At 71.5% G+C, this 25,184-nt stretch carries 22 protein-coding genes; 11 read left to right on the top strand and 11 right to left on the bottom strand.

Translation table 11 applies throughout. The features are described 5' to 3' along the window. The first annotated feature begins 76 nt into the window (after window positions 1–76). Entirely contained in the window at window positions 77–511 is a 435-nt protein-coding gene (locus tag ABGB05_RS22835; protein ID WP_347655500.1) for an Rrf2 family transcriptional regulator, read from the top strand. After that, complete coding sequence (locus tag ABGB05_RS22830; RefSeq protein ID WP_347655499.1) at window positions 508–1,257, top strand: NIPSNAP family protein; 750 nt, start codon at window positions 508–510, stop codon at window positions 1,255–1,257. Before ABGB05_RS22835 ends, ABGB05_RS22830 begins: the two co-directional genes overlap by 4 nt. Before the next feature lie 5 nt (window positions 1,258–1,262). Here ABGB05_RS22830 and ABGB05_RS22825 read toward each other — a convergent pair whose 3' ends face one another. Next, window positions 1,263–2,846 carry a CCA tRNA nucleotidyltransferase gene (locus tag ABGB05_RS22825; RefSeq protein WP_347655498.1) on the bottom strand — a complete coding sequence of 528 codons (1,584 nt, stop codon included), beginning with the start codon at window positions 2,844–2,846 and terminating at the stop codon, window positions 1,263–1,265. Between the two features lie 151 nt (window positions 2,847–2,997). Between ABGB05_RS22825 and murJ the strand changes: the two genes are divergently transcribed. The 7 genes from murJ (at window position 2,998) to ABGB05_RS22790 (ending at window position 12,310) form a co-directional block, all read left to right on the top strand. Continuing rightward, window positions 2,998–4,719 (top strand): murein biosynthesis integral membrane protein MurJ, encoded by a 1,722-nt coding sequence (murJ, locus tag ABGB05_RS22820; protein ID WP_347655497.1) that lies wholly within the window; start codon window positions 2,998–3,000, stop codon window positions 4,717–4,719. Between the two features lie 717 nt (window positions 4,720–5,436). Continuing rightward, entirely contained in the window at window positions 5,437–7,044 is a 1,608-nt protein-coding gene (locus ABGB05_RS22815) for a protein kinase family protein (RefSeq protein WP_347655496.1), read from the top strand. Between the two features lie 217 nt (window positions 7,045–7,261). Further along, entirely contained in the window at window positions 7,262–8,089 is an 828-nt protein-coding gene (gene sigM / locus ABGB05_RS22810) for an RNA polymerase sigma factor SigM (RefSeq protein WP_347655519.1), read from the top strand. After that, window positions 8,086–9,306, top strand: a complete 1,221-nt coding sequence (locus tag ABGB05_RS22805; protein WP_347655495.1) for a hypothetical protein — start codon at window positions 8,086–8,088, stop codon at window positions 9,304–9,306. The genes sigM and ABGB05_RS22805 overlap by 4 nt, the downstream gene beginning before the upstream one ends. Window positions 9,307–9,488: 182 nt before the next feature. After that, complete coding sequence (gene trxB, locus ABGB05_RS22800; RefSeq protein WP_347655494.1) at window positions 9,489–10,445, top strand: thioredoxin-disulfide reductase; 957 nt, start codon at window positions 9,489–9,491, stop codon at window positions 10,443–10,445. A gap of 22 nt (window positions 10,446–10,467) precedes the next feature. Further along, window positions 10,468–10,791: a thioredoxin gene (trxA, locus tag ABGB05_RS22795; RefSeq protein WP_347655493.1), complete on the top strand. Its 324-nt coding sequence runs from the start codon at window positions 10,468–10,470 to the stop codon at window positions 10,789–10,791. A gap of 349 nt (window positions 10,792–11,140) precedes the next feature. Continuing rightward, the gene (locus tag ABGB05_RS22790; RefSeq protein ID WP_347655492.1) at window positions 11,141–12,310 is read left to right on the top strand and encodes a peptidoglycan-binding protein; all 1,170 of its coding nucleotides are present in this window, start codon (window positions 11,141–11,143) and stop codon (window positions 12,308–12,310) included. 115 nt (window positions 12,311–12,425) lie between these two features. Here ABGB05_RS22790 and ABGB05_RS22785 read toward each other — a convergent pair whose 3' ends face one another. Further along, on the bottom strand, window positions 12,426–13,100 hold the full coding sequence (locus ABGB05_RS22785) for a GNAT family N-acetyltransferase (protein WP_347655491.1): 675 nt from the start codon (window positions 13,098–13,100) through the stop codon (window positions 12,426–12,428). A 469-nt stretch (window positions 13,101–13,569) separates the two neighbouring features. Between ABGB05_RS22785 and ABGB05_RS22780 the strand changes: the two genes are divergently transcribed. Next, complete coding sequence (locus ABGB05_RS22780; RefSeq protein ID WP_347655490.1) at window positions 13,570–14,883, top strand: PLP-dependent aminotransferase family protein; 1,314 nt, start codon at window positions 13,570–13,572, stop codon at window positions 14,881–14,883. Between the two features lie 8 nt (window positions 14,884–14,891). Further along, complete coding sequence (locus tag ABGB05_RS22775) at window positions 14,892–15,938, top strand: D-alanine--D-alanine ligase (RefSeq protein WP_347655489.1); 1,047 nt, start codon at window positions 14,892–14,894, stop codon at window positions 15,936–15,938. 135 nt (window positions 15,939–16,073) lie between these two features. On the opposite strand, the gene ABGB05_RS22770 is transcribed toward ABGB05_RS22775, so the two are convergent. From ABGB05_RS22770 to rpmH, 9 genes are all read right to left on the bottom strand, one after another. Further along, window positions 16,074–16,970 (bottom strand): hypothetical protein, encoded by an 897-nt coding sequence (locus tag ABGB05_RS22770; protein ID WP_347655488.1) that lies wholly within the window; start codon window positions 16,968–16,970, stop codon window positions 16,074–16,076. A 1,053-nt stretch (window positions 16,971–18,023) separates the two neighbouring features. Then, window positions 18,024–19,073 (bottom strand): ParB/RepB/Spo0J family partition protein, encoded by a 1,050-nt coding sequence (locus ABGB05_RS22765; protein WP_347655487.1) that lies wholly within the window; start codon window positions 19,071–19,073, stop codon window positions 18,024–18,026. A gap of 30 nt (window positions 19,074–19,103) precedes the next feature. Continuing rightward, entirely contained in the window at window positions 19,104–20,072 is a 969-nt protein-coding gene (locus ABGB05_RS22760; RefSeq protein WP_347655518.1) for a ParA family protein, read from the bottom strand. A 984-nt stretch (window positions 20,073–21,056) separates the two neighbouring features. Further along, on the bottom strand, window positions 21,057–21,914 hold the full coding sequence (locus ABGB05_RS22755) for a 16S rRNA (guanine(527)-N(7))-methyltransferase RsmG (protein WP_347655486.1): 858 nt from the start codon (window positions 21,912–21,914) through the stop codon (window positions 21,057–21,059). 218 nt (window positions 21,915–22,132) lie between these two features. Further along, complete coding sequence (locus tag ABGB05_RS22750; protein WP_347655485.1) at window positions 22,133–22,846, bottom strand: R3H domain-containing nucleic acid-binding protein; 714 nt, start codon at window positions 22,844–22,846, stop codon at window positions 22,133–22,135. Further along, window positions 22,843–24,105, bottom strand: a complete 1,263-nt coding sequence (gene yidC, locus ABGB05_RS22745) for a membrane protein insertase YidC (RefSeq protein ID WP_347655484.1) — start codon at window positions 24,103–24,105, stop codon at window positions 22,843–22,845. Before yidC ends, ABGB05_RS22750 begins: the two co-directional genes overlap by 4 nt. Further along, on the bottom strand, window positions 24,102–24,365 hold the full coding sequence (gene yidD, locus ABGB05_RS22740; RefSeq protein ID WP_347655517.1) for a membrane protein insertion efficiency factor YidD: 264 nt from the start codon (window positions 24,363–24,365) through the stop codon (window positions 24,102–24,104). The genes yidC and yidD overlap by 4 nt, the downstream gene beginning before the upstream one ends. Window positions 24,366–24,391: 26 nt before the next feature. Continuing rightward, window positions 24,392–24,835 (bottom strand): ribonuclease P protein component, encoded by a 444-nt coding sequence (gene rnpA, locus ABGB05_RS22735; protein ID WP_347655483.1) that lies wholly within the window; start codon window positions 24,833–24,835, stop codon window positions 24,392–24,394. A 35-nt stretch (window positions 24,836–24,870) separates the two neighbouring features. After that, window positions 24,871–25,008 carry a 50S ribosomal protein L34 gene (gene rpmH / locus ABGB05_RS22730; protein WP_347655482.1) on the bottom strand — a complete coding sequence of 46 codons (138 nt, stop codon included), beginning with the start codon at window positions 25,006–25,008 and terminating at the stop codon, window positions 24,871–24,873. Window positions 25,009–25,184: the final 176 nt, after the last annotated feature.

Raw genomic sequence — 25,184 nt, 5'->3', positions numbered from 1 at the left:
AGCCGCCGGATCAGGGGAGCCCAGCTGTAACCATTACTGTTACAGTCAGCGTCAGTCGATCGTCCACGGAGGAACGATGGCGGCGAACAGCAGACTCACCATCGCGGTGCACGCCCTCGCCTGGCTGGCGTTGGCACACCGACGCGGGCAGGCCGTACTGACCTCGGACGAGGTCGCCGCGAGCGTGCTCACCAACCCGGTGGTGATCCGACGCGGCCTCGGCGAACTCCACCGCGCCGGACTGGTGGAGGTACGACGGGGTGCCGGTGCGGGATGGCGTCTGGCCCGACCACCGGAGCAGATCACCCTGCTCGACGTCTACGAGGCGGTCGAGCGGGACCCGCTCTTCGCGATGCACCACACCGAACCCAACCTGGAATGCCCGGTCGGCCGGGGCATCCGCCCCGCGCTGACCGGAGTCTACGACGGCGTGGAACAGGCCCTGCGCCGCGAACTCGCCGGTACGTCGATCGCCGACGTACTGCACCGGACCCTGGAGCTGACCCCGTGACCCTGCGCTGCCCGGTTGTCGAACTACGGCGTTACACCCTGCACGACGGTCGACGCGACGAGCTGATCACGCTCTTCGAGCGCGAGTTCGTCGAAACGCAGGAGGCGACCGGGATGACCCTGATCGGCCAGTTCCGCGACCTGGACGACCCGAACCGGTTCGTCTGGCTCCGCGGCTTTCCCGACATGGCCCGGCGGTCGGTGGCACTGCACGACTTCTACGGCGGGCCGATCTGGCAACGGCATCGGGACCGGGCCAACGCCACCATGGTCGACTCGGACGACGTACTGCTGCTGCGCCCGCTGGACGACCGCTCCGGCTTCCCCGCACCGACCGGGGTACGCCCACCGGCGGACGTACCTCCGGCCACCGGACCGGCCCGGCCGCCGTCCCCGGTTGTCGTCGCGACGATCTGCCGTCGGACCGCACCGGTCGACGCCGGGTTCGCCGACCTGTTCCGTCACCTGGTGGCACCGGCGCTGGCCGAGGCCGGCGGCGCACCGCTCGCCTGCCTGCGAACCGAGTACGCCGAGAACACCTTCCCGGCCCTGCCCGTCCGTACCGGCGAGCACGTCGTCGTCTGGTTCTCCCGGTTCGCCGACGTCGAGCAGGTCGAAACACACCTGCGCCGGCTGGACCGGTCGGTCAGGTGGCAGACCGAGGTACTGCCCGAACTGGCCGCGACGCTCGACGGCGCCCCGGAACGGCTGCGCCTCGTCCCGACCGCCCGGTCGGCACTGCGCTGACCCGGCTAGCCGCCGAGAATCCCCTGGTCGCGGGCCCAACGCCAGAGTTCCGCCTCGGCCTCGTCCCGGTCCAGGGGGCCGCGCTCCAGGCGTACCTCCTTGAGGTGCCGCCAGGCCCGCCCGACGATGGGCCCCGGCGGTACGCCGAGCAGCTCCATGATCGCGTTGCCGTCCAGGTCGGGACGGACCCGGGCCAGGTCCTCCTCGTCCTGCAGTCGGGCGATCCGCTCCTCCAGCGCGTCGTAGTCGGCGGCGAGCTGTGCCGCCTTGCGCCGGTTGCGGGTGGTGCAGTCGGAGCGGGTCAGCTTGTGCAGCCGGGGCAGCAGGTCGCCGGCGTCGGTGACGTACCGGCGTACCGCGGAGTCGGTCCACTCGCCGCGGCCGTAGCCGTAGAACCGCAGGTGCAGGCCGACCAGCGTGGTCACCTGGGCGGTCACGTCCTTGGGATAGCGCAGCGCCTTCATCCGCTGCTTGGTCAGCCGCGCCCCGACCAGCTCGTGGTGGTGGAAGCTGACCCGGCCGTCCGACCCGACCGCCTTCGTCGCCGGCTTGCCGACGTCGTGCATCAGCGCCGCCATCCGGAGTACGAAGTCGCAGCCGGCCTCGCCCTCCAGCCGGATCGCGTTGCTGACCACGATCAGGGTGTGCTCGTAGACGTCCTTGTGCTGGGCGTGCTCGTCGATCTCCAGCTTCAGCCCGGACAGCTCCGGCAGGAACCGGTCGGCCAGCCCGGTGTCGACCAGCAGCCGCAGCCCGGTCACCGGGTCGGCGCCGCAGAGCAGCTTGGTGAACTCGTCACGGATCCGCTCGGCGGTGATCCGGTCCAGGTCGACGGCCATCGCCCGCATCGCGTCCCGCACCGCCGGGTGTACGGCGAACCGCAGCTGCGCCGCGAACCGGGCGGCCCGGAGCATCCGCAGCGGGTCGTCGCCGAACGACTCCTGCGGGGTGCCCGGGGTACGGATGATCCGGTCGGCGAGGTCGGCAAGCCCGCCGTACGGGTCGGTGAACTCGTGTCCGGGCAGGCTGACCGCCATCGCGTTGACGGTGAAGTCGCGGCGCCGCAGGTCGTCGACCAGGTTGGTGCCGTACTCGACCACCGGGTTCCGGCTCACCTGGTCGTACGACTCGGCGCGGAAGGTGGTGATCTCCAGGCGCAACCCGTCCCGCTGGGCGCCGATCGTGCCGAACTCGCGCCCGGTCTCCCAGGTCGCCTCGGCCCAGCCCTTGAGCAGCCGCAGCGTCTCGTCCGGGTGCGCGTCGGTGGCGAAGTCGAGGTCGTCACCGAGCCGGCCGAGCAGCGCGTCCCGGACCGAGCCGCCGACCAGGTGCAGTTCGTGTCCGGCGCGGGCGAACCGGCGTCCGAGTTCGTCGGCGACCGGGGAGACCCGGAGCAGTTCCGCGACCGCGTTGCGCTGGGCGGCGGAGAGCCGGCCGGCCGTCGCCGGGTCGGTAGCCTCGGGGCCCGGACCACCGGTGGACGGGTCGGCGGTCGACGGGTCAGCGCCGGCCTTCGCCTGCGCGGCACCGGCCGACCTGCTGGTGGACGGCGCGGAACGGGCTGCCTGCGGGACAGATGCTTCGGACATGGGATCGCCAGCCTAGCGGGCCGACCAGGGCACGGTGGTGGCGGGCACACCGGTCGGCAGTGACGCGCCCCGACGTTCACCGGCCCGGTTGACTAAGGTCTGCAGCAGTGCGGGCGGGCACCCGGTCCGCCGTACCCCTTGGGAGGCTGACATGGCAAGCGGGCTGTACCGCAGCGCGAACGCCATGCCCGACGGGGTACCGCCGCCGCAGGACGGCGCCACCCTGATCGGCACCAGTCCGATCATCGAGAGCACCAACCCGCCGCCGGAGACCGCCGAGGGCAGCGCGGCCGGCAACAGCGCGATCATGGCGATCGGCAGCCTGGTCAGTCGGGGTACCGGCTTCCTCCGTACCCTGATGGTCGCCGCGGCGATCGGCGTGCTCGCCGTCAACGACGCGTACTCCACCGCGCTGATCATTCCGCAGATGGTCTACGAGTTCCTGCTCGGCGGCGTGCTGACCAGCGTCGTCGTGCCGGTGCTGGTCCGCCGCCGCAAGGTCGACCGGGACGGCGGCCAGGCGTACGCCCAGCGGCTGCTCACCCTGGCGGTGCTCGCCCTCGGCGTGGCGACGGTGCTGGCGATCCTCGCGGCCCCACTGCTGACCGCGATCTACGCCGGCAACCGGGGTGCGGACTACCACAAGCTGGTCACCGACCTCGCCCAGCTGATGCTGCCGATCATCTTCTTCTCCGGGCTGAGTGCCCTGGTCGCCGCGGTGCTGAACACCCGGGGGCACTTCGCGGCACCGATGTGGGCACCGATCCTGAACAACCTGGTGATCATCGGCGCCTGTGCCATCTACATCGTGGTCTTCGGCGCGAAGCGCGTCGAGCCCGGCGACCTGGGTCGCGGGCAGATCCTGCTGCTCGGCGGCGGCACCCTGCTCGGCATCGTGGTCCAGGTCGCCGCGCTGGTGCCCGCACTGCGCAAGGTCGGCTTCCGCTGGCGGTGGCGGTTCGACTTCCGGGCCCTCGGCCTGCGGGAGTTGGGCCGGCTCGGTGGCTGGATGCTCTGCTACGTGGTGGTCAACTCGATCGGTCTGATCGTGCTGTTCAACCTGCTCAACCAGGTCGACGAGGAGTCCGCCGGGCCGGCCATCTACAACAACGTCTTCCTGCTGCTGATGATGGCGCACGGCATCATCGCCGTCTCGATCATCACCGCGCTGATGCCCCGGATGAGTTCGGCCGCCGCCGACGGGCGGTTCACCGACATGGCGGCCGACCTGTCCCGGACCGTCCGGACCGTCACCGCCGTCCTCGCCCCGATCGCGGTCTGTTACGCCGTGCTCGCCGACCCGATCGCGGTGGTCCTCTTCGACTACGGTGCCGCCCAGGGCGACGCCGGAGCCATCGCGCCGGTGCTGCTGGTCGCCGCGCTGGCGCTGATCCCGTTCTCGGTCAGCCAGATCTTCACCTTCGCCTTCTGGGCCCTGCCCGACACCCGGATGCCCGCGCTGATCAACATCCCGGTGGTGGTGCTCCGGATCCTGGTACAGGTGCTGGTCTTCGCGGCCTTCTCGCTGTCGTTCCTGGCTCCCGGAATGATGATCGGCAACGCCGTCTCGTACGTCGCGGCGGCGGTGATCTCCGCGCGGATGCTGCGGCCCCGGATCGGCCGGATCGGGATCGGTGAGATGGTCGGCACCTTCGGTCGGGTGCTGGTCGCCGCCCTCGGCGCGACCCTGGTCGGCATCCTGGTCATGGTGTTGCTCCCCGGCGACGCCCTGGGCAACCAGTTGCTCGGCTTCGTCGAGGTGGTGATCGGTGGCCTGGCCATCGGCGGCACGTACCTCGGTCTCGCGATGCTGCTGCGGATCCGTGAGATCACCGACGTGGTCGGCATGCTGCGCCGCCGGCTCGGCCGCTGACCGGTCCCGCCCCTTCCCCGCCGCTGAATCATCCGGCTCCGGCCCCCTGGACCAAGCCGTCCTTCCCGCCGCCGCTCATCCGGCTCGGCCCCTGGACCAAGCCGTCCTCCCCAGCCGAAAGGAGGGCTGGGGATATCGCTGTGGATAACCCGTCGATCCGCTGAAAAAGCCCAGGTGGCAGCTGTGGATAACACGACGTCAGGATCAACTGACTGGCCGTCAGGACGGACCCTGCGACAAGCGGCGTACCGGACGGTGTGGTCACCGGCGGGCCCGCTGTCCTCAGTTGACTCGCCGGCGGCATAATCGCCGCGCGCCGGGGAAGGCGGGCGGGGCCCACCCCGGTCCACGGTCCACCCGGTCCCGCAGCCACCGGTCCGCCGGTCACCCCGGCCCGCCGACGTGACCGGGGCCGCCGGTGACACCGAGGCCGACAGAAGGGATCGCCGGACGGGTCCCGGGCACGGACGCCACCCGGCGTAAGACAGTTGAAATCAACCTATAGATTGCTAACCGCACGTGTCGGTAGCGCGGACGGCGTCGGGAGTTCAGGTGCGGTTCGCGACATCTCCGGCAGCTGGTCACCTACGGCCGCAAGATGACGTGTCGGGGATCAGTCAGACCCAGGTAAGGTCGCTCTCGACGGATGCGGCGAACGCCTAGGCTAGAAAGGGCCGATGGCCGTCCGAACTCCTTCGAAGGCGGAACGGAAGCCACATGCCCAGCAGCACGGGTCCAGCGATCGACACGATCACCGAGGGAGGACGGGTGACCCAGGTCGGCGAAGGTCAGGAGGCGGACGAGGGCACTCCCTCCGTGATGACCTTCGGTGCGCCCGCCGTCGGTGAGATCCTGGCCGAGCGGTACCAGCTCACGGCACACATCAACGACGACAGCGCCGGCCGGCAGGTCTGGCGCGGTGTCGACGTCGTACTGCGCCGGCCGGTCGCCGTGGTGCTGCGCCACCCCGGCGGCGACTCCGCGAAGGAGATGCTCCAGGCCGCCGTCGTGGCCAGCCGGGTGATCCACCCCAACCTGGTCGGCGTCTACGACGCCATCGACGAGGAGGACCGGGCGTACGTCGTCCGTGAGTGGGTCGACGGGCAGTCGCTGCGCGAGGTCGTCGCCGAGGGAACCCTCGACCCGACCCGGGCCACCGCCGTCGCACACGCCGTCGCCGGGGCGATCGCCGCGATCCACGCCACCGGCATGGTGCACGGCAACGTGCACCCCGGCACCGTGATGATCGCCGACGACGGGCGGGTGGTGCTCGCCGACGCGCGTACCGACGGCGCGGACAGCCCGGAAACCGACGTACGGGCGGTCGGCGGCATCCTCTACTACTCGCTGACCGGGCACTGGCCGCACGCCGAGGCGCCGCTCACCGGCGGCAACGTCCGGCGGGCCCGGGCCGCCGTACCGGACGCGGTCCGAGACGCCAGTGGTGCCATCGCCGCGCCCCGGCAGGTCCGGGCCGGGGTGCCCGCGTACCTCGACGACCTCACCATGGACCTGCTGGACGCCCAGCTCGGGGTCCCCTCCTCCGACGTGATCTCCGGCGAACTCGGCCGGTTGGCCGCGGCCGCCGAGGAACAGGACTTCGACAGCGGTCCGCTCCGCTTCACCAGCGCCGAGGCCACCCCGGACCTGCCCGCGACCGGCGGCCGGAAAACCCTGATCGGAGTCGGCGCGCTGCTGGTCGTGGCCCTGGTCGGCCTGCTGATCGGCATCAACGTGCTCTCCGACGACAACACCGGGACCGGGACCGCCCAGCCGCCGGCACCGACCGGGACCGCCCAGGCCGGCGCGGCGGGCGAGCCCGAGCCGGTCCGCAAGCCGGTGAAGCTCGACCTCCGGCCCAACCAGGTACGGGTGATCGACCCGGACGGCACCCGGAGCGAGCTGGACGGCGTGGAGAAGGTGGTGGACGGTGATTCCAACACGAGTTGGGAGACCGAGAGCTACCACGACCACCCCAACTTCGGCCGCGCCAAGCCCGGGATGGGGATCCTGATCAACCTCCGTGAGCCGAAGGAGGTCACCAGCGTGCAGGTCGAGTTCTCCGCTCCGGGGGTCTCCGCCGAGCTGCGCTGGGGCACCGCCGACTTCCCGTCCACCAACGCCGGCGACAAGGCGCTGCTGAGGGCGTACAAGAACCGGATCGGCAACCCGTACGAGAAGACCGAGGGTCTCACCGTCAACTTCAGCGACTTCACCCCGGGGCAGAAGTACCAATACCTCATGCTCTGGATCACCGAGCTGCCGCAGAGCGAACCGTACCGGTACAAGATCGGTGTCCAGGAGATAACGGTCCAGGCCCGGTGAGTCGCCGGTCTCCCCGGAAAAAGCGACATTCGGTTATCGTGCGGCCATGACCGGCGCACGGGGCTCGGACGCCGCCGGCCGGACCAGCCCGGCGGCCACACCCCCGTGGCCGCAGACGGGACCGGTCCCGCCGGACGGTGCCGTGCCGGCACCCGCGGCAGACGTCACCGTCCCGGCGGCGCGGGCCGAACCGGCGGAGCGGACAACCGACGCTGAGCTGCTGCGGGCCGAACCTGTGGAGCGGACCGACGCCGAGCTGCTGCGGGCCCACGTCGACGGCGACCGGACCGCCTTCACCGCCCTCTTCCACCGACACCGGGACCGGCTCTGGGCGGTCGCGATGCGCACTCTCAACGACCGGGAGGAGGCGGCGGACGCGCTCCAGGACGCGCTGCTCTCCGCCCACCGGGCCGCGTCGGGGTTCCGCGGCGACGCGGCCGTCACCACCTGGCTGCACCGGATCGTGGTGAACGCCTGCCTCGACCGGATCCGCCGCCGGCAGGCCCATCCCACGGTTCCCCTGCCGGACAGCAGCCGAGCGGCCGACAGTCCCCGGTGGGTCGGTGGGGTGGAACCGGCGGCACCCGCCGTCGACCACGACACCACGCTGGTCGTCCGGCAGGCCCTCGCCGAACTGCCGGTCGAACAGCGGGCCGCCCTCGTTCTGGTGGACCTGCAGGGCTACCCGGTCAGCGAGGTCGCGGTGATCCTCGGGGTCGCCGAGGGCACCGTGAAGAGCCGGTGTGCCCGGGGGCGGGCCCGACTCGCCGTGCTGCTCGGCCATCTCCGACCGTCGACGGCCGGGGCGAAGGTCACGGCCGGTGGGCGGAACACCGGTGAACGGGACACCAAGGAACAGGGCGCTGGCGAGCTGGGCACCGACGTGCCGTCGGTCACCAGCGGGAACCCCGGCCCCGACCCCGACGTCCGACCTACATCAACCCGGTCCGGACGTGGCCCGTCGGTCCGGTCCACAGGTGGTCGGATTCCGGGGAGACAGGATCGGAGCCGGGGGGCACCCGGCCCGGAGCAGGAGGAACCGTGACCGGCGGCCAGTTCAGGGAGGTCGATCTCGACCTGCTGGCCGACTATGTCGGCGGCGCGCTCGACGGCACCCCCGACGAGGCCGAGGTCGCCCGGTTGGTCACGCAGGCGCCGGACTGGGCGGCGGCGTACGCGGCGCTGACCGGCGGGCTCGACGCCGTCCGGCTGGACCTGGCGAGCCTCGCCTCGCCACCGGAGCCGATGCCGGCGGTGGTGGTCGACCACATCGAGGCGGCACTCGACCGAGCGGCTCTGGATCACCCCGCCGCGCAGACGATCGACGCTGGCTGGGCGGACGACGCCGCACAGCCCGGGGACGCTGTCACACAGCCCGGGGACGCTGAGGACGCCGGGGCCGACGCGGGCACCGTCGGGGCCGACGACGGGACGGCCGCGGGGACGGCCGGGGACGCCGAATCTGACGAGCCGTCGCCGTCCACCCTGGCGGCGGACCGGAAACGGGACGACACGTCGGTTCCGGGTCGGGCCGGACGCCGGCTCTCCGGCGTACCCGTGCAGACCCGGACCGGGCCGTCGCCGGCCACCCGGGGACCGGGCCGTCGCCGACGCTGGGTCCGCCGGGCCGCCGGGCCGGTGGTGCTCGCCGCCGTGGTGGTGGGATTCGCCGGCTTCGCGATCAGTCGCCTGGGTACGGTCTCCGGCAGCGACGAGCAGGCCACCGGTACGGCGTACAGCACCACCCGCGACAACGCCGAGGCCGCCCCGCTGCTCGGCTCCGGGTCGCCTCCGACGATGCCGGGCCCCGGCGCCGAACGGGTACTGGCGACCGGCAGCAACTACACCTCGAACACCCTCGCCGGGAACGTCGAAGACCTCGCCCGGGACCCGTTCAGCCGGGCTGCCACCAAGGCTCCGGCGACCAGCCGGGGCACCCAGCAGGACACGACCGACGGTTCCACCGGCGGGCCGGTGGAACAGGAGTCCCGCGCGACCGTCGCCGCTCCAGTCCCGGTACCGGGACTGGAGCGGCTGGCCGACCCGTCCGTCCTCGCCCGGTGCCTCGACGCGGTCGCCGCGACCCACGCCCGGGGACCGGTCACCGTCGACCTGGTGGACTACGCCCTGTTCGAGGGCAGGGCCGCCCTGGTTGTCGTCTTCACCGACCAGTCCGGAGCCCGGTGGGCCTGGGCCACCGGGCCGGAGTGCGGAACGTCTCCGACGGAGGCCGACGTCACCTATCAGACCCGGGTAGGGTGAAACAACGCCTCAGCGGCCCTTTCGGCGAGGCAGTGACATGACCCACCGGATGACCGGCTAGGGAATCCCCGCTTCGTACGATGACGTTCTGGCTTGCAAGCGCCGATGCCGTACGCGGTCGGCGCCCGGACCGCCATCGGCGCGCTGCGCTGGGGCGCATAGACACACATCGGGAGACGGCAGTGGATGAGGTCCGCAACCTGATCATTATCGGCTCAGGGCCGGCCGGGTACACGGCCGCGGTCTACGCCGCCCGGGCCAATCTCAAACCGCTGGTCATCGAGGGTGTGCAGTCCGGCGGTGCCCTGATGACCACCACCGAGGTGGAGAACTTCCCCGGCTTCGCCGACGGGATCATGGGTCCGGAGCTGATGGACTCGATGCGCAAGCAGGCCGAACGGTTCGGCGCCGAGTTCGTCACCGACGACGTGACCCGGGTCGAGCTGGTCGACACCGGTGTGCCGGGCTCCGGCGCGGCTCACACGGTGTACGTCGGCGAGACGACGTACCGGGCCAGGGCGGTCATCCTGAGCACCGGCTCGGCCTGGCGCCCGCTGGGCGTACCGGGCGAGCAGGAGTACCTCGGCCACGGTGTCTCCTCCTGCGCCACCTGTGACGGCTTCTTCTTCCGGCAGCAGGAGATCGTCGTGGTCGGTGGCGGCGACTCGGCGATGGAGGAGGCGACCTTCCTCACCCGGTTCGCCAGCAAGGTCACGATCATCCACCGTCGCGACGAGTTCCGGGCCAGCAAGATCATGGCCGACCGTGCCCTGGCGAACGACAAGATCCAGGTCGAGTGGAACAGCGTGGTCGAGGAGGTACTCGGCGACGACGGCAAGGTCACCGGCGTCCGGCTGCGCAACACGCACACCGGCGAAACCAAGACGCTGGCGGTCGGCGGCGTGTTCGTGGCGATCGGGCACGACCCGCGCAGCGAACTCTTCCGGGGCCAGGTCGAACTGGACGAGAACGGCTACGTCAAGGTCGACGCCCCGGGCACCCGTACCAACATCCCCGGCGTCTTCGCCGCCGGGGACCTCGTCGACCACACCTACCGGCAGGCGATCACCGCGGCGGGTACCGGCTGCGCCGCCGCCCTGGACGCCGAACGGTTCCTGGCGACTCTGGAAGAAGACTGAACAACCCCCCGAGGAGGGTCAAGTGGGAGCAACAAGCGTCGTCACCGACGCCAACTTCGTCAGTGACGTACTGCAGTCCGACAAGCCGGTGCTGGTGGACTTCTGGGCCGAGTGGTGCGCACCGTGCCGCAAGGTCGACATGCTGCTGGAGGAGATCGCCGGCGAGATGGGTGACGCGGTCCGCATCGTCAAGCTCAACATCGACGAGAACCCGGAGACGACCCGGGCGTACCGGGTGATGTCGGCACCGACCCTCACCATGTTCAAGGGTGGCGAACCGGTCCAGTCGATCGTCGGCGCCCGGCCCAAGGGCGACCTGGTCAAGCTCATCGAGACGGCGCTCTGAGCCGACGCCGGCCGATCCGTTCCGCGCCCGCATCCGCGACAACCGGATGCGGGCGCGGTCGTCTCTGCCCAGCTCAGACGGCCTGAGCGGACTCCAGAGCGGGCCACCGCGCGACGACCTGGTCCGGCCGGTTGTTTGACCCGTCCCGGCTCCGGGCAACAGCGGACGGCGGTGGAAAGGTCACGGTACGCTCCGGGAGCGTTCTACCCCCGTGTGGTGTACCGGCACGACCCTGGCCGGGGTCCGGGGCACAGGAACAACGCCGTGAACCGGCCGGAGCGGTCCTCGCTCCGGCCCCGCCCCGACGGGGTGGGCACAACAGCTCGCTGGCACGCAGAGGAGGTCGTCCGTGCGTCCGATCCGACGTGATGATCGAGGACCCGCGGTGACGGAGATCCGCTCCGTCCTGGTCAGCCTGAACCTGCTGCCCGCCGGCGGGCCACCGGGCGTCGACAACTTCGACGCCGAGACGGAACGCGCGGTGCGTACCTTCCAGCAGGACCGGGGCCTGAGCGTCGACGGACAGGTCGGTCCGGAAACCTGGCGGGCCCTGGACGCGGCCCGCTGGCGGCTCGGCGCCCGAACGCTCTACCAGGCGCTTCCGGACCCGCTCGTCGGAGAGGACGTCCGGACCCTCCAGGAACGCCTGCTGGAGATGGGCTACGACGTCGGTCGCGCCGACGGGGTGTACGGCGCCCGGACCGCCCGCGCGGTCGCCCAGTTCCAGCGCGAGGTCGGACTCGGCCCGGACGGCGCCTGTGGACCACAGACGATGAACGCGCTCCGTCGACTGGGCCGGAAGGTGGTCGGTGGGCGCCCGCAGTGGCTCCGGGAGTCCGACGCGTTCCGGCAGTCCGGCCCGAACCTGGTCGGCAAGGTCATCGTGATCGACCCGGGGCACGATCCGTTCGATCCGGGTTTCGTGGTTACCGACGGCCGGCTGAACTGGACCGAGGCCGATCTCGCGTACGACCTCGCCGCCCGGTTGGAGGGCCGGCTCGCCGCCGTCGGCGTACGGGTCCACCTCACCCGGGGCCCCGCGCCGGCCGCCCCGCTCTCCGATCTCCACCGCGCCGAACTCGCCAACGAACTCGGCGGCGACCTGCTGATCTCGTTACACGTCGACGGTCACGTCAATCCGGAGGCGGACGGGGTGGCGACGTACCACTACGGCACCTCGAACGGGGTGACCTCGACGGTCGGCGAGCGGCTGGCCGGCCTGGTCCAGCGCGAGATCGTGGTCCGGACCGGGCTGCGGGACTGTCACACCCACGCGAAGTCGTGGGAGCTGCTGCGGATGACCCGGATGCCTGCGGTCCGGGTCGACGTCGGTTATCTCACCTCGCCGGACGATCGTGCCCGGCTGACCGATCCGCGGTTCCGGGACCGGGTGGTGGACGCGATCGTCGCCGCCGTGCAGCGGATGTACTACCCGGTCGAGCAGGACGTCCCGACCGGCTCGATCGACGTGGGCGAGCTGCGGGCGATGGTCGCCGCCGGCTCGGCCGCCCGCGACTGACCCGGGCTCGGGTACGGCCCTCCCGACCGGCAGGTGAGCCGTGGTGCACCGGGCCGTCCGCCGTCGACGGTCCAGCCGCTGGCGGACCCGGCGCTGCGTCGACGTCGATGACGGTTCAGCCGGCGGTGGACCGGGTCGCCGGTCGGACCGGCCGGAGCAGTCCCTCCGGGCTCATCGAGCCGAGCAGCTTCTCCAGGGCGTACTCGACGTCCGACTTCCAGGACAGCGCGGTCCGCAGTTCCAGACGCAGCCGGGGATAGCGCGGGTGGGGACGTACCGTTTTGAAACCCACCGAGAGGAAGTAGTCGGCCGGCGCGACGCAGCGGCCGGCACCCTCCCCGGCATCGCCGAACTTGGCGTCACCGAACTTGGCGTCACCGAACGCCTCGATCGCCTTTATCCCGCGTTTGGTCAGATCCCGGGCGACCCCCTGGACCAGCATCCGGCCCAGCCCGCCGCCGGCAAAGGCGGTGACGATGTACGCCGTGGTGAGCAGCGCGGCGTCGGCGGAGACCGGCGAGGTCGGGAACGCCATCGAGCGGGGAACATAGGCCGGCGGCGCATACATCACGAATCCGGCGGGCATACCGTCGACGTAGACCAGCTTGCCGCAGGAGCCCCACTCGAGCAGCGTCTGGGAGACCCATGCCTCCTTCTCCAGGCCGGGATCACCCGCCTCGCAGGCCCGCTCGGCCGAAACCGGGTCCAGTTCCCAGTAGACACACTGGCGACAGGGCCGGGGCAGGTCCTCGAGCGTGTCGAGGGTCAGACTCACCAGACGTCGCGACATCGGCGTATCCCCAAAAAATCATCTCGGAGGGTCCAAAGACCGCAAATATCGCCATCCCCGGGTCACTATCCCCAACGAGCGATGGTACGCCGGAAGTCCGCCGCCCGGGAGAGGACCGTACCGACCGGACTCTCGCCCGGACGATCGGAACACGCCCGGGTGATTCCGGCACCACCCGGGGTGACTCAGCCGGTCCGGCATGTGGACGGTCCGCCGAGGTGAGGACCGGAGGTGGTGAGCGGGATTACGATCGACCGACGAGCGCCGATCGGCGAGACTGCCGGTCGACCCCCGACGGGGCCGAGAGACGTCGATGCGGACGCGCCCCACCGGGCCCTGTCGGCGGCGTTCCACCAGCGGTGACGGTGACCAACGCAGCAGGGGAGACGACATGACCCAGCGGGGCGGGGGCCGCCGGCCGACCCGCTCGTCCGGGTCGTGGCGGTGACGAGCGCAGCGAGGAGACGAGATGACCGGCACGACGCACGACGACTACACGGACCGGTACGCCCGACGGGTCCGCGGCATGACGGCTTCGGAGATCCGGGCCCTGTTCGCCGTGGCCAGCCGGCCGGAGGTCGTCTCGCTCGCCGGTGGCGCCCCCTACATCGCCGCGTTGCCGCTGGACGCGGTCGGCGAGATGCTGAACCGGCTCGCCACCAACCAGGGCACGACAACCCTCCAGTACGGCATCGGCCAGGGCACGCTCGAGCTGCGCGAACGGATCTGCGAGGTGATGGCGCTCTCCGGCATCGACGTCGGCTGCGGCGCCTCCCCGGAGGACGTGGTGGTGACCGTGGGCGGCCAGCAGGCGCTCGACCTCGTCGCCCGGCTCTTCCTCGACCCGGGCGACGTCGTACTCGCCGAAGGGCCCACCTACGTCGGCGCGCTCGGTGTCTTCCAGAGCGCGCAGGCCCAGGTGGTGCACGTACCGATGGACGCCGACGGGCTGATCCCGGAGGCGCTGGAACTGGCCATCGCCGACGTGGCCCGCACCGGTCGCCGGGCGAAGTTCCTCTACACCATCCCGACGTTCCAGAACCCGGCCGGCGTGACGCTGAGCGAGGAGCGCCGGGAACGGGTGCTCGACATCTGTGAACGGGCCGGCCTGCTGGTGGTCGAGGACGACCCGTACGGCCAGCTCTGGTTCGACCAGGAGGCTCCGGCGCCGCTGCGGGCCCGCCGTCGGGACGGCGTCTTCTACCTCGGCACCTTCTCCAAGACCTTCGCGCCCGGGCTGCGGGTCGGCTGGATCCTGGCCCCGCACGCGGTACGGGACAAGCTGGTGATCGCCACCGAGGCGCAGATCCTCTGCCCGAGCGCCTTCGCCCAGTCCGCCGTCACCACCTACCTCTCCACGATGCCGTGGCGACAGCAGATCAAGATCTACCGTGAGGTGTACCGGGAACGCCGGGACGCGCTGCTCGACGCGCTCGCCGACTACATGCCGGCCGGCACCACCTGGACCGAACCGGGCGGCGGGCTCTTCGTCTGGGCCAACCTGCCGGACGGGCTCGACGCCAAGGCGATGATGCCGCGGGCGATCGCCGCCCGGGTCGCCTACGTACCCGGGACCGGCTTCTACGCCGACGGCACCGGCGGCGGCCACATGCGACTCAACTTCTCGTTCCCGCCGCCGGAGCGGATCCGCGAGGGCGTACGCCGGCTGGCCACCGTGATGGAGCAGGAGGCCGCGATGCGGGAGGTCTTCGGCGCGGTCACCGGGCCGGCCCGACGCCGGGGCCAGGCCGGTGCCGACGTGCCGGGTCCCGACTTGGCATGATCTCCGGCATGGGTACGAACTCCCCAGGCCACTCGCTCGACGAGACCGTCGACGGCACCGTACGGTGGCCGGCGCCGCTGCCCCGCGAGGCCACTGCGGACCTGCGGGTGCTGGTCCTGGCCGGCGGACTGTCGTACGAGCGCGACGTGTCGCTGAAGTCCGGGCGGCGGGTACTCGACGCGCTGCGGTCGGTCGGGGTGGAGGCGGAACTCCGGGACGCCGACGCCACCCTGCTGCCGACGCTGCGGGACGACCCACCGGACGCGGTGGTGATCGCCCTGCACGGGGCGACCGGCGAGGACGGCTCGCTGCGCGGCGTACTCGACCTCTGCGACGTGCCGTACGTCGGCTGTGACGCCCGGGCGTCCCGGCTCGCCTGGGACAAGCCGTCGGCAAAGGCGGTGCTGCGCGAGGACGGCATCCCGACGCCCGACTGGGTGGCGCTGCCGCACGACCGCTTCTCCGAACTCGGCGCGGTCGCCGTCCTGGACCGGATCGTCGAACGGCTCGGTCTGCCACTGATGATCAAGCCGGCACAGGGTGGTTCGGGGCTCGGCGCCGCCGTGGTCCGGGAACTCGCCGCGCTGCCGGCCGCGATGGTCGGCTGTTTCGGGTACGACTCGACCGCGTTGGTCGAACGTTACGTACCCGGAATGGACGTGGCGGTCTCCGTCGTCGACCTGGGCGACGGTCCGCGCGCCCTGCCGGCCGTCGAGATCGTGCCCCGCAACGGCGTCTACGACTACGCCGCCCGGTACACGGCCGGTCTGACCACGTGGCACGCGCCGGCCCGGCTGTCGGCGTCCGCCGCGGCCCGGGTGGCGGAGACCGCCCTCGCCGCACACACCGCGCTCGGCCTGCGCGACCTGTCCCGGGTGGATCTGATCGTCGACCAGCACGACCAGCCGCACGTGCTGGAGGTCAACGTCTCGCCGGGGATGACCGAGACCTCGCTGCTGCCGCTCGCGGTCGCCGCCGCCGGCCTCGACTTCGGCGAGCTGCTCCGCATTATGGTCAGCCGGGCCGCCCTGCGCCGGACCGCCGGCCGGGCCTGATCCGAGCCACCCCGCGTCCGGCGTCAGGACGCGGGCGATGGCCCGGTACGGGCGCCCGTACCGACCCGGCCCTGATCGGAGCCGGAGTACGGGGCCCGATACCAACTGAGCTTCCGAACGGATTCCGAGAGTGGCTCAGAATTCCCGGGTCGCCCGGTCGCCCTCGGATGGCCGGTACCCGGTCGCCGAAGCGTCCGTGCGCTCGTCCGTCGTCTCCGCTGTTGCCGTGCTCTGTGCCGTGGCGTTCTCCGGCCCGACGTTCTCCGACGCGACTCTCTCCGACACGGCCCTCTCCGCTGTCGTCCCGTCGGCGGTCGGCGCTGACCCGACGGCAGGGTCGGCCACGACGGCTGTCTCCGGCGACGACTCGGCGACCGGCCCGCCGACGGACAACGGATCCACCGGCGGCGCCGACCTCGACTCCGGGGGCAACTGGTTCAGGCTCGACGGCGCCTGCCACTGAATCCGTGGCGGCTCCGCCAGTGGACGCCCACCGAACTCGGCGAGCCAGGCCGCGACAAGGGCGAGATTCTCCCGCCACTGCGGCTCGGGAATCGGCGGCAGGATGTCGTCCCACAGGGACAGGAAGGTGCCGCGCAGCTGCAGCCGCCCGTACGGTCGGGCAAGGAACCACAGGTGCAGGTGCGCGGCGCCGTCTCCCCACCGGTTGACGTGGACCCGGGCGACGCCGTCCAGGGAGCGGATCGCCCGCTCCAGCCGTACGGTCATCACACCGAGTTCGGCGGCGAGCAGGTTCGGCAGATCCCCCAGATCGAGATGGGACCGGGATTCGAGGATCAGCACCATCGGCAGGCCGGTCGGCCGGTCCATGGCACGTACCCGCCAACGCTCACTGACCCAGATGTAGGCGTCGTCCGGAGCGTTGCAGGAGTGGCATTCACTGGAACCTTCGCCTTTACGCGGCGGCTCGACGGCCACCGGCTCGTCGAGTTGCTTGACCCGGAACTCGCCCTCGAAGGGGAAGGAAGGCCACCTGGTGAAGTCTGGAACAGGGGCAGGGGTGTGGGGCACGACGCTGACCCTAACCGAGTTCGGGACCGCTGTCCCTACCTGATTCGACGGCCGGCGTCCGGATCCCGTACCGGCCGATCGCGCCCCGTCGCGCAGTCGACGGCCGGGCTACCCGCCGTCCTCGTTTCACCCCGCCGAACACCCGACGTGGCGCCCGTCACCCGCTCGCCGTCACCGCTCCCGACACTCGTCGCATCCCGGCACGGGGGTCGTGGACGGCTATTTTCACTCCGTCATCCACAGGCTGGCACCCCGGTCTACGCGCCGTTTCACGTGAAACCAGGGGTACCTGTGGAAAACACCTGTGGATTACGCCCGAGTCCGCCGCGATCTTCCACAGCGCTCTCTCGTCGCCCCGCCTTCATCCGCAGACATCGAAGCGTTCGCTGATGTCGCGCACCCACGGTCTCCTCGCCCCGGCCCGACGCGGCCCACCACCGGGCCCCGTTTCACGTGAAACCGCACCTGACATCCGCAGCACTATCCCTCATCCGGCGCCTCCCCGTTTCACGTGAAACGGGGACTCCGCAGTCGGTCCGCATCCCCGGAATCCACAACGAAGCCACACCGCCTGCGGTCACGGAGCGCGGCCATGCGGTTGGCATCCGGGATGGCGGTTCGGCCGGCCCGCGGCGTCGGGGAAGGACCTCAGGCACCCTCGGCCGCAGACCAAACCGGGCCACCCGGTGCCGGTGGCGGTGGCCCGGATGCCGGTGCCGGTGCCGGTGCCGGTGGACAAACGACTCGAGCGGCGAACGTGCCCGGCGTCCCCGGGCGCTTGCGACAGGCGGTGGTGACCGGCAGGCGCTCCCGCGGCACGTGCGGCTAGGGCGCTCCCGGATGCCAGTGGCAGGGCGACCCCGATGGTGCTCCCCCGGGACGTTGCGGCCCGGTGGCCGCGATGGCGCTCTTGGGTGCCCGTGGCACGGCGACCGCGATGCTGCTTCGGGGCGCGTCTTGGCGCGCAATCGCCGCAATGCCCCAGAAGCCAGCGGCCGCGTTCCCCTCTGGGGGAGACGCGGCCGCTGTGGCGAAGGGCGGTGAGCCAGGGGGTCAGTCCTCCGAGTCGGTCTCCGACTCCTGATCCATGCCGATGATGCCGACGATCCGTTCCAGGTCGTCGACCGTGGCGAACTCGATCGTGATCTTGCCCTTGTTGCGGTTGATGTCGACCTTGACCCGGGTGTCGAACCGATCGGAGAGCCGGTCCGCCAGGTCGGTCAGGCCCGGAGCGTGCACCTTGGGCCGTCGCTTCGCCGGCGTCGGCCGCTTCGGCGAAATCTCGGCAAGCTTGACCACCTCCTCGGTGGCCCGAACCGAAAGCCCCTCGCGGACGATTCTCAGGGCCAGCTCCTCCTGCGCGGCCGGATCCTCCAGGCCGAGCAACGCGCGGGCATGCCCCGCGGAGAGCACCCCTGCGGCGACCCGCTTCTGGACCTCCGGTGGAAGGTTCAGCAGACGGATCGTGTTCGAGATCTGCGGACGGCTCCGGCCGATCCGCCGGGCCAACTCCTCGTGCGTCGCCCCGAACTCCTCCAGGAGCTGCTGGTACGCCGCCGCCTCTTCCAGCGGGTTGAGGTTGGCCCGGTGGATGTTCTCCAGCAGCGCGTCCCGGAGCATCGCGTCGTCCCGGGTGTCTCGGATGATCGCCGGGATCGAGGTACGGCCGACGGCCTGCGCCGCCCGCCACCGCCGTTCACCCATCACGAGTTCGTAGCGGTCGTCCGGAAGTTGGCGTACCACGATCGGCTGGAGGAAGCCGACCTCCTCGATCGAGTGCTTGAGCTCCTCCAACGCCTCCTCGTCAAAGATCTGACGGGGCTGCTTGGGGTTGGGGACGATCGAGTCCAACGGGATCTCGGCGAACCGGGCTCCGGGAACCGGCGCCAGCTCAGGCTCGGCCGGAGGCGGCGGAGCGGCGGCCGGGACCTGGACCGGGGCCGGGGCCGGGGGCGCCGGGACGTCCTCGCCGCTCACCGGTACGGCAGAGTCCGGCAGGTTGACCGGAGGCTCGGCGGTGACCACCCCGGCGGCCGGCGCCGGCCCGGTGGGGATCAACGCGCCCAACCCGCGACCCAGTCCACCTCGCGGACGGTTCTTCATGCCACGCCTCCCAGCGAACCCCTCGACGACCTACGCATTGCGGCCGACCGCCTGCTTGACGCCACGCATCGCAATCTCCTGGGCCGCCTCGAAGTAGCTCGTGGCACCCCGGGAACCGGGATCGTAGGTCATGACGGACTGACCATAACTGGGTGCCTCCGAGACCCGCACATTCCGCGGGATCACCGACTGCAGGACCTTGTCACCGAAGTGGTTCCGGACGTCCTGTTCCACCGCGTCCGCCAGCCGGGTCCGCCGGTCGTACATGGTGAGCAGGATCGTCGAGACCTCCAGCGTGGGATTGAGGTGCTGACGTACCAGGTTGATGTTGTTGATCAGCTGGTTGAGCCCCTCCAGCGCGTAGTACTCGCACTGGATCGGGATCAGCACCTCCTGCGCGGCGACCAACGCGTTGACGGTGAGCAGGCCGAGCGAGGGCGGGCAGTCGATGAAGACGTAGTCGAAGGTCTCCGGGTGCGCCGCGATGGCCCGGGCGAGGCGCGACTCACGCGCGACAACGGAGACGAGCTCGATCTCCGCGCCCGCCAGGTCGATGGTCGCCGGTACGCACCACAGGTCGGGGATGCCCTCCACGCCCTGGGCCACCTCGGCGAGCGGCACGTTGTCGATCAGGCAGTCGTAGACGTCGGGTACGCCGGCGTGGTGCGGCACGTTCAGACCGGTCGAGGCGTTGCCCTGAGGATCAAGGTCCACCACCAGCACACGGTTGCCGTGCAGGGCGAGGGCCACCGCCAGGTTGACGGTGGTGGTGGTCTTGCCGACCCCGCCCTTCTGGTTCGCGACACACATGATCCGGGGCCGGTCCGGACGTGGCATGGTGACCTCGCCGCTCGGGTTAAGGATGTGCACAGCGCGCATTGCCTCCATTGCCAACGGGGGATCGTCTTGTTCGCGCGACGACGTTTCACGTGAAACGTACGCGTCAGACGCCGGCTCCTCGGTGAGGGTCGGGGGTGGAGCGACGGGCGTGTCGGCCATCGCGGGGTAGCCGGACACGGCACCTCCGTCGAAGCCGTCGACCGGCGACGGAGGGTTCGCCGCCGACGGTGCCGGCTGCCCGTGGTCAGCCCTCGGACTCGGCTGTGGTGGGGGAACCGGCCGTACCGGATCGGGACTCGCCGGCACCCGGCCGCGATCTCCGACGGACCGGGGCTGGTCCGGCCCCGGACCGTACTCGGCGGTGGGACCCGGTTGGCCCGGCACCGACGGACCGATCGGGCTCGGTGCCTGCTCCGCATCGCTGGCCCGGCGACGCCGGCCCGGTCCGGGAACCCCCGACGTGCCAGTTGCCACCGCCGGCGGGTACAGCTGCTCCGGCCGGCTCTCCGGATATCCCGGGTTGGCCGGCGAGGTCCGGTCGGGCCCACCGGAGGGAATACGGGCCGTACCTCGGGTGGTCTGCGGGACGTCGTACCCGGCTGGTTGCCCAACCTGATCGGACCGCGACCGTGACCTGGCCCGGCCGCCGGCCGACCAGCCTTCGTAGTCGGTTTCACGTGAAACATCGGCGCCGCCGGAGTAGTAGTCCCCGGAGTCCGTCATCTCTGGATCGTCATACCTACCGTTGTCATGCACCGTGTCATCCCCGCCAACTCGGATGGTGTCGGCCCGTCAGTGCTCGTACCCGCCTCAGGCGCCGTGCCCCTGAACCACGCGTGGCCCGGCTTGGAAGCAGCGAGGGCCCGGGCGCAGCCCGCTGTCCGGTCTTACACACTATCGACGCGCGGTCAGCCTACGGCCGCTGGGCAACCGAAGCCATGACTGTTCGGGGGTTGGAAACCTCACGCCGGCCGGTTGTCCCGACCGGACTGCCGGCCCGGTGGCTCTCCACCGGCCAGCCCGGCCGGTCCGTGTCGCAGGGCGCTGCCCGCCGGCCCGCCCCGCCCACCGCCGGATCAGCAGTGCCGCCACACCGGACGACCCCAGCACCGGATCATCCGATCCAGAGGACGGGCGGGATCGTCAGCCCGCCGCCCCGCGCCGACGCCCCGACGCCCGCGACGCCGTACCCCTGGCGGCCGCGCCGACCGCACGCTCCCGGACAACCTCGACGACCGTCGTCGGTGGGTCGACCACACCCACGCCGCACCGCCGTACCTCGGGGGTGCCGCCGCCCAGTCGACGCACCGCGGCCGCGTGCTCCGCCGCCTCGTCCGCCGCGGTGGCACCCTTCAGCGCCAGGAGGCGACCGCCCGGCACGGTGAGCGGCAGACACCAGGCGGCCAGGCGGTCGAGCGGGGCGACCGCGCGAGCGGTCACGATCTCCGCCGGTACCGACAGTTCTGCCAGATCCACCACGTCGGCCAACTCGTACACGTCCTGCTCGGCGGTTGCCGACTCCGCGCCCTGACCACGGTCCTGGCCGACGGACGCCGGTCGGCCGGCCCTCGCCCGGCGGCCTCCGGCGCCCCGGGCAGCCCGCCGCTGGTAGGCCGCGACCTCCTCGGCCCGGGCCCGCAGCACGGTCACCGTACCGCCGAGGTCCAGCAGGTTCACCACCTCGGCCAGGAACCCGGCACGTCGGGCCAGCGGCTCGACCAGGGTGATCGACAGATCGGGTCGGGCGATCGCCAACACGAGGCCGGGCAGTCCCGCTCCGGAGCCGACGTCGACCACGGAGCGGTCCGGCGGAATCAGTTCCGCCACCGCGGCGCAGTTGAGCAGGTGCCGGTCCCAGATCCGCGGGGTCTCGCGCGGGCCGATCAACCCACGCACCACTCCGGGCCCGGCCAGCAGGTCCGCGTACGCCTGCGCGAGCGGCAGCCGGTCGCCGAAGAGCGTACGGGCCGACTCGGCCAGCTCCGCCGGAAGCGGAACCACCGAGGCACCCTGCGGCCCGGGCGACCCCTGCGGCTCAGCCGGGTCGTGCGGCTCGGACGAGGAAGAGGACGACGACGCAGACGAAGACGGGGACACGATCGCTCCCTCGGGCGGGGACTGCGGAGGCGGGGCCTGCGCCGGTGCGGACTGCGGAACAGAGAACGGCCCGGGCGGCTGCTCGCCACCCGGGCCGGACGTACGGTAGGTCATCGCGCTGCTCAGTCGACCGGACGTACGACGATCCGCCGGTTCGGCTCGACACCCTCGGACTCGCTCTCCACCCCGGCGATGGCGTTGACCACGTCGTGCACGCACTTGCGCTCGAACGCGGACATCGGCTCCAGCCGTACCGGCTCGCCGTGCTGCTTTACCTTCTCCACCGCGTTCTTCGCCACCGCCGAGAGTTCCTTGCGACGGGTCGCGCGGTAGCCGCCGACGTCGAGCAGGAGCCGGCTCGGGGAGCCGGTCTGCCGGAACACGGCGAGCCGGGTCAGCTCCTGCAGCGCCTCCAGGGTGGCGCCCCGCTGGCCGACCAGCGCCTGCAGCCGACCGCCGACCACCTCGACCACCGGTCGACCGCCGGAAACCAGCTCGTCGATGTCACCGTCGTAGTCGAGGATGTCGAGCAGACCCTCGACGTAGTCCGCGGCGATCTCGCTCTGCCGGAACAGGTCCGCGTCGCTGGTCGGCGCGGCCGGCTTGCCGCCGTTGGCCGCCACGACGGTCTCGTCCTCGTCGTCCTCGTCGTCCTCGTCGTCGAGGTCCTCGTCGTCCGAACCGCTCCGGTCGTCGCCCGTCGCGTCGGCGTCCGCGCTGTCCCCGGCTACCGCCACGGCCTCGCTGGTCTCGGCGTCCTCGGTCGGTCCCGCGGCCACGACCGGATCGGAGTCCTCAAGGGGCTGCTCAGCCCGGGGAATGCTGGTGTCGGTCACGGTGTCATCTCCGTACTCTCTCGGCCGGACCGTACCCGGTCCCGCTGGTTTCCCGTGGTCGGCGGGAGATCGCCGGGTGCCACGGGCACGTCTGTCGGGCGGCACCGCCCGTCGCGCGGGGCGCGGCGGACTCCGGCCGGCGCCAGCGCGCGGCGGCGGCACGGCCGGAATCCCGCGAGCGACCGGCCGCTGGTGCTGGCCGGTCGCTCGCCGCGGCAACCCTTACGCTTCGGCGCCGGTCCCTTCTTGGGCTTGACCGGCTTGGCACCCGGCTTCGGTGCGAGCGCCCTGGTGTCGACCGCCGGCTTCTGCGGCTGGGCGGCCGGGGCCTTGGCGCGACCGAACCGGCCGGCCGGCTTGGCCTCCTGCTTCGGCTGCCGTCCCGGACGGCCCGGCTGGGGCTGGTTGCGGGAGTCGGTGGTACGACGCGAGCTGGTCTCACCCGGGCGGGGCAGCCGGCTGGGGGTGGGCGGCGGCGGGTACTTGCGCAACACCCACTGCTGCTGGGCGAGGGTGAAGAGGTTGTTGGTGACCCAGTAGATGACCACGCCAATCGGGAAGATCGCGCCGGAGACCAGCAACGACGCCGGGATGCCGTAGAGCATCAGCCGCTGGATCATCCGCTGCTGCGGGTCCTCCGCCCAACCGGTCTTCAGGATCATCTGACGGCTGGTCAGGTAGGTGGTGGCGATCATGATGGCGACCAGGACACCGGCGAGGATCTTGACCGAGGTGCCGCTGGCGCTCAACCGGGCCAGCTCGGCGGCGCTCGAACCGAACTTGCCGGCGATCGGCACGTCGAAGAGCCGGGCGTGGGTGGCGCTCTCGAACTGGTCGACCGTCCAGCCGTACCGGGTCTTGCCCTCGTTGATCGGGTCGAGACGGCGCAGTACGTGGAATAGGCCGATGAAGACCGGAGCCTGCAGGAAGATCGGAAGGCAGCCCATCAACGGGTTGGCCTTCTCCTTCCGGTAGAGCTCCATCATCTCTTTCTGGAGCGTCTCCCGGTCACCCTTGTGCTTCTCCTGCAGCGCGCGCAGCTGCGGCTGGATCGCCTGCATCGCCCGCTGCGACTTGATCTGCTTGACGAAGATCGGGAACAGGATCACCCGGAGCGTGACCACCAGGAAGATGATCGCCAGGATCCAGGACCAGTTCGTGCCCAGCACGGTCCCCGCGGAGACCCCGATGGCGTCCCAGGCGGAGTGCCACAGCAGCAGGATCCACGAGATCGCCCAGTAGATCCAGTCGAGACTCAATTCGGGGCTCCAGTCACATCGGCATGGCGGCGTGCGCCCGGCTCCGGTACCGGGTCATATCCACCGGGGTGGAAGGGGTGGCAGCGCAGCAACCGTCGGACCGCCAGACCGGTCCCCCGAACCGCACCGTGCCGGGTGACCGCCTCCAGGGCGTACGCACTGCACGACGGGTGGAACCGACAGCGGGCCGGCAGTGCCGGGCTTATCCAACGACGGTACGCGACGATGGGTCCGGCCAGCACTCGGGCACCGAGCGTCATCCCGGGCGAACCGTGGGCGTCGCCGCTCATCGGGGCCGCCGCCCCGGCTTACGGGGGCTGCGGGCGGCCGCGACGGCGGCGTCGAGGTCCGCGCCGAGCCGGGTGTACGAGGCGTCGGCGGCGCCGGGCAGCGCGCGTACCACGAGGGTGGCGCCGGCCGGCAGGGCCCACCCGTCCAGCCGTTCCCGGACGAGGTGGCGGAGCCGACGACGGACCTTGTTCCGGACCACCGCGCCGCCGACCGCCTTCGACACGACAAAGCCGGCACGGACCGGTGGGGGCTGATGCCCCGCACCCGCGTCCGACGCCGGCTCTGCGATGGTCGTGATGTCTGCTGCGGACAGGTCCGGGGCGGCCGAGCCGGTCGGATCGAGATGGACCACGAGCACGCCACGGTTGACGCGCCGCCCACCCCGGATCGCCACGGCGAAGTCGGTGCTGCGCCGCAGTCGCTGCGCGGCTGCCAGCACGACTGCCTACATCCCCGGACCGGCCTTGCCAGCCGTCAGGCCGACAGGCGGGTACGACCCTTGCCACGGCGGGCCGCGATGATGCCGCGGCCAGCCCGGGTGCGCATGCGCAGCCGGAAGCCGTGGGTCTTCGCGCGCCGGCGGGTGTTCGGCTGGTAGGTGCGCTTGCTCACGTCAGGCTCTCCGTCGTCGTACGCCCCGGTCGTGCGACATCGGGGTCATCTGGTGGTCTGGCATCGGCTGCTCACGCGGCCGGGCGTCGATGCCTTTCCCGGACGTCGGTGCCTCTCGGCACCGCCCGACACGGGTACGGCCAGCGATCACCCATCACCCTAGCAGAGGGTGACAG

This window comes from Plantactinospora sp. B5E13 (assembly GCF_039871775.1).
Taxonomy (GTDB): domain Bacteria; phylum Actinomycetota; class Actinomycetes; order Mycobacteriales; family Micromonosporaceae; genus Plantactinospora.
This window is presented reverse-complemented; position numbering and strand designations above follow the sequence as displayed.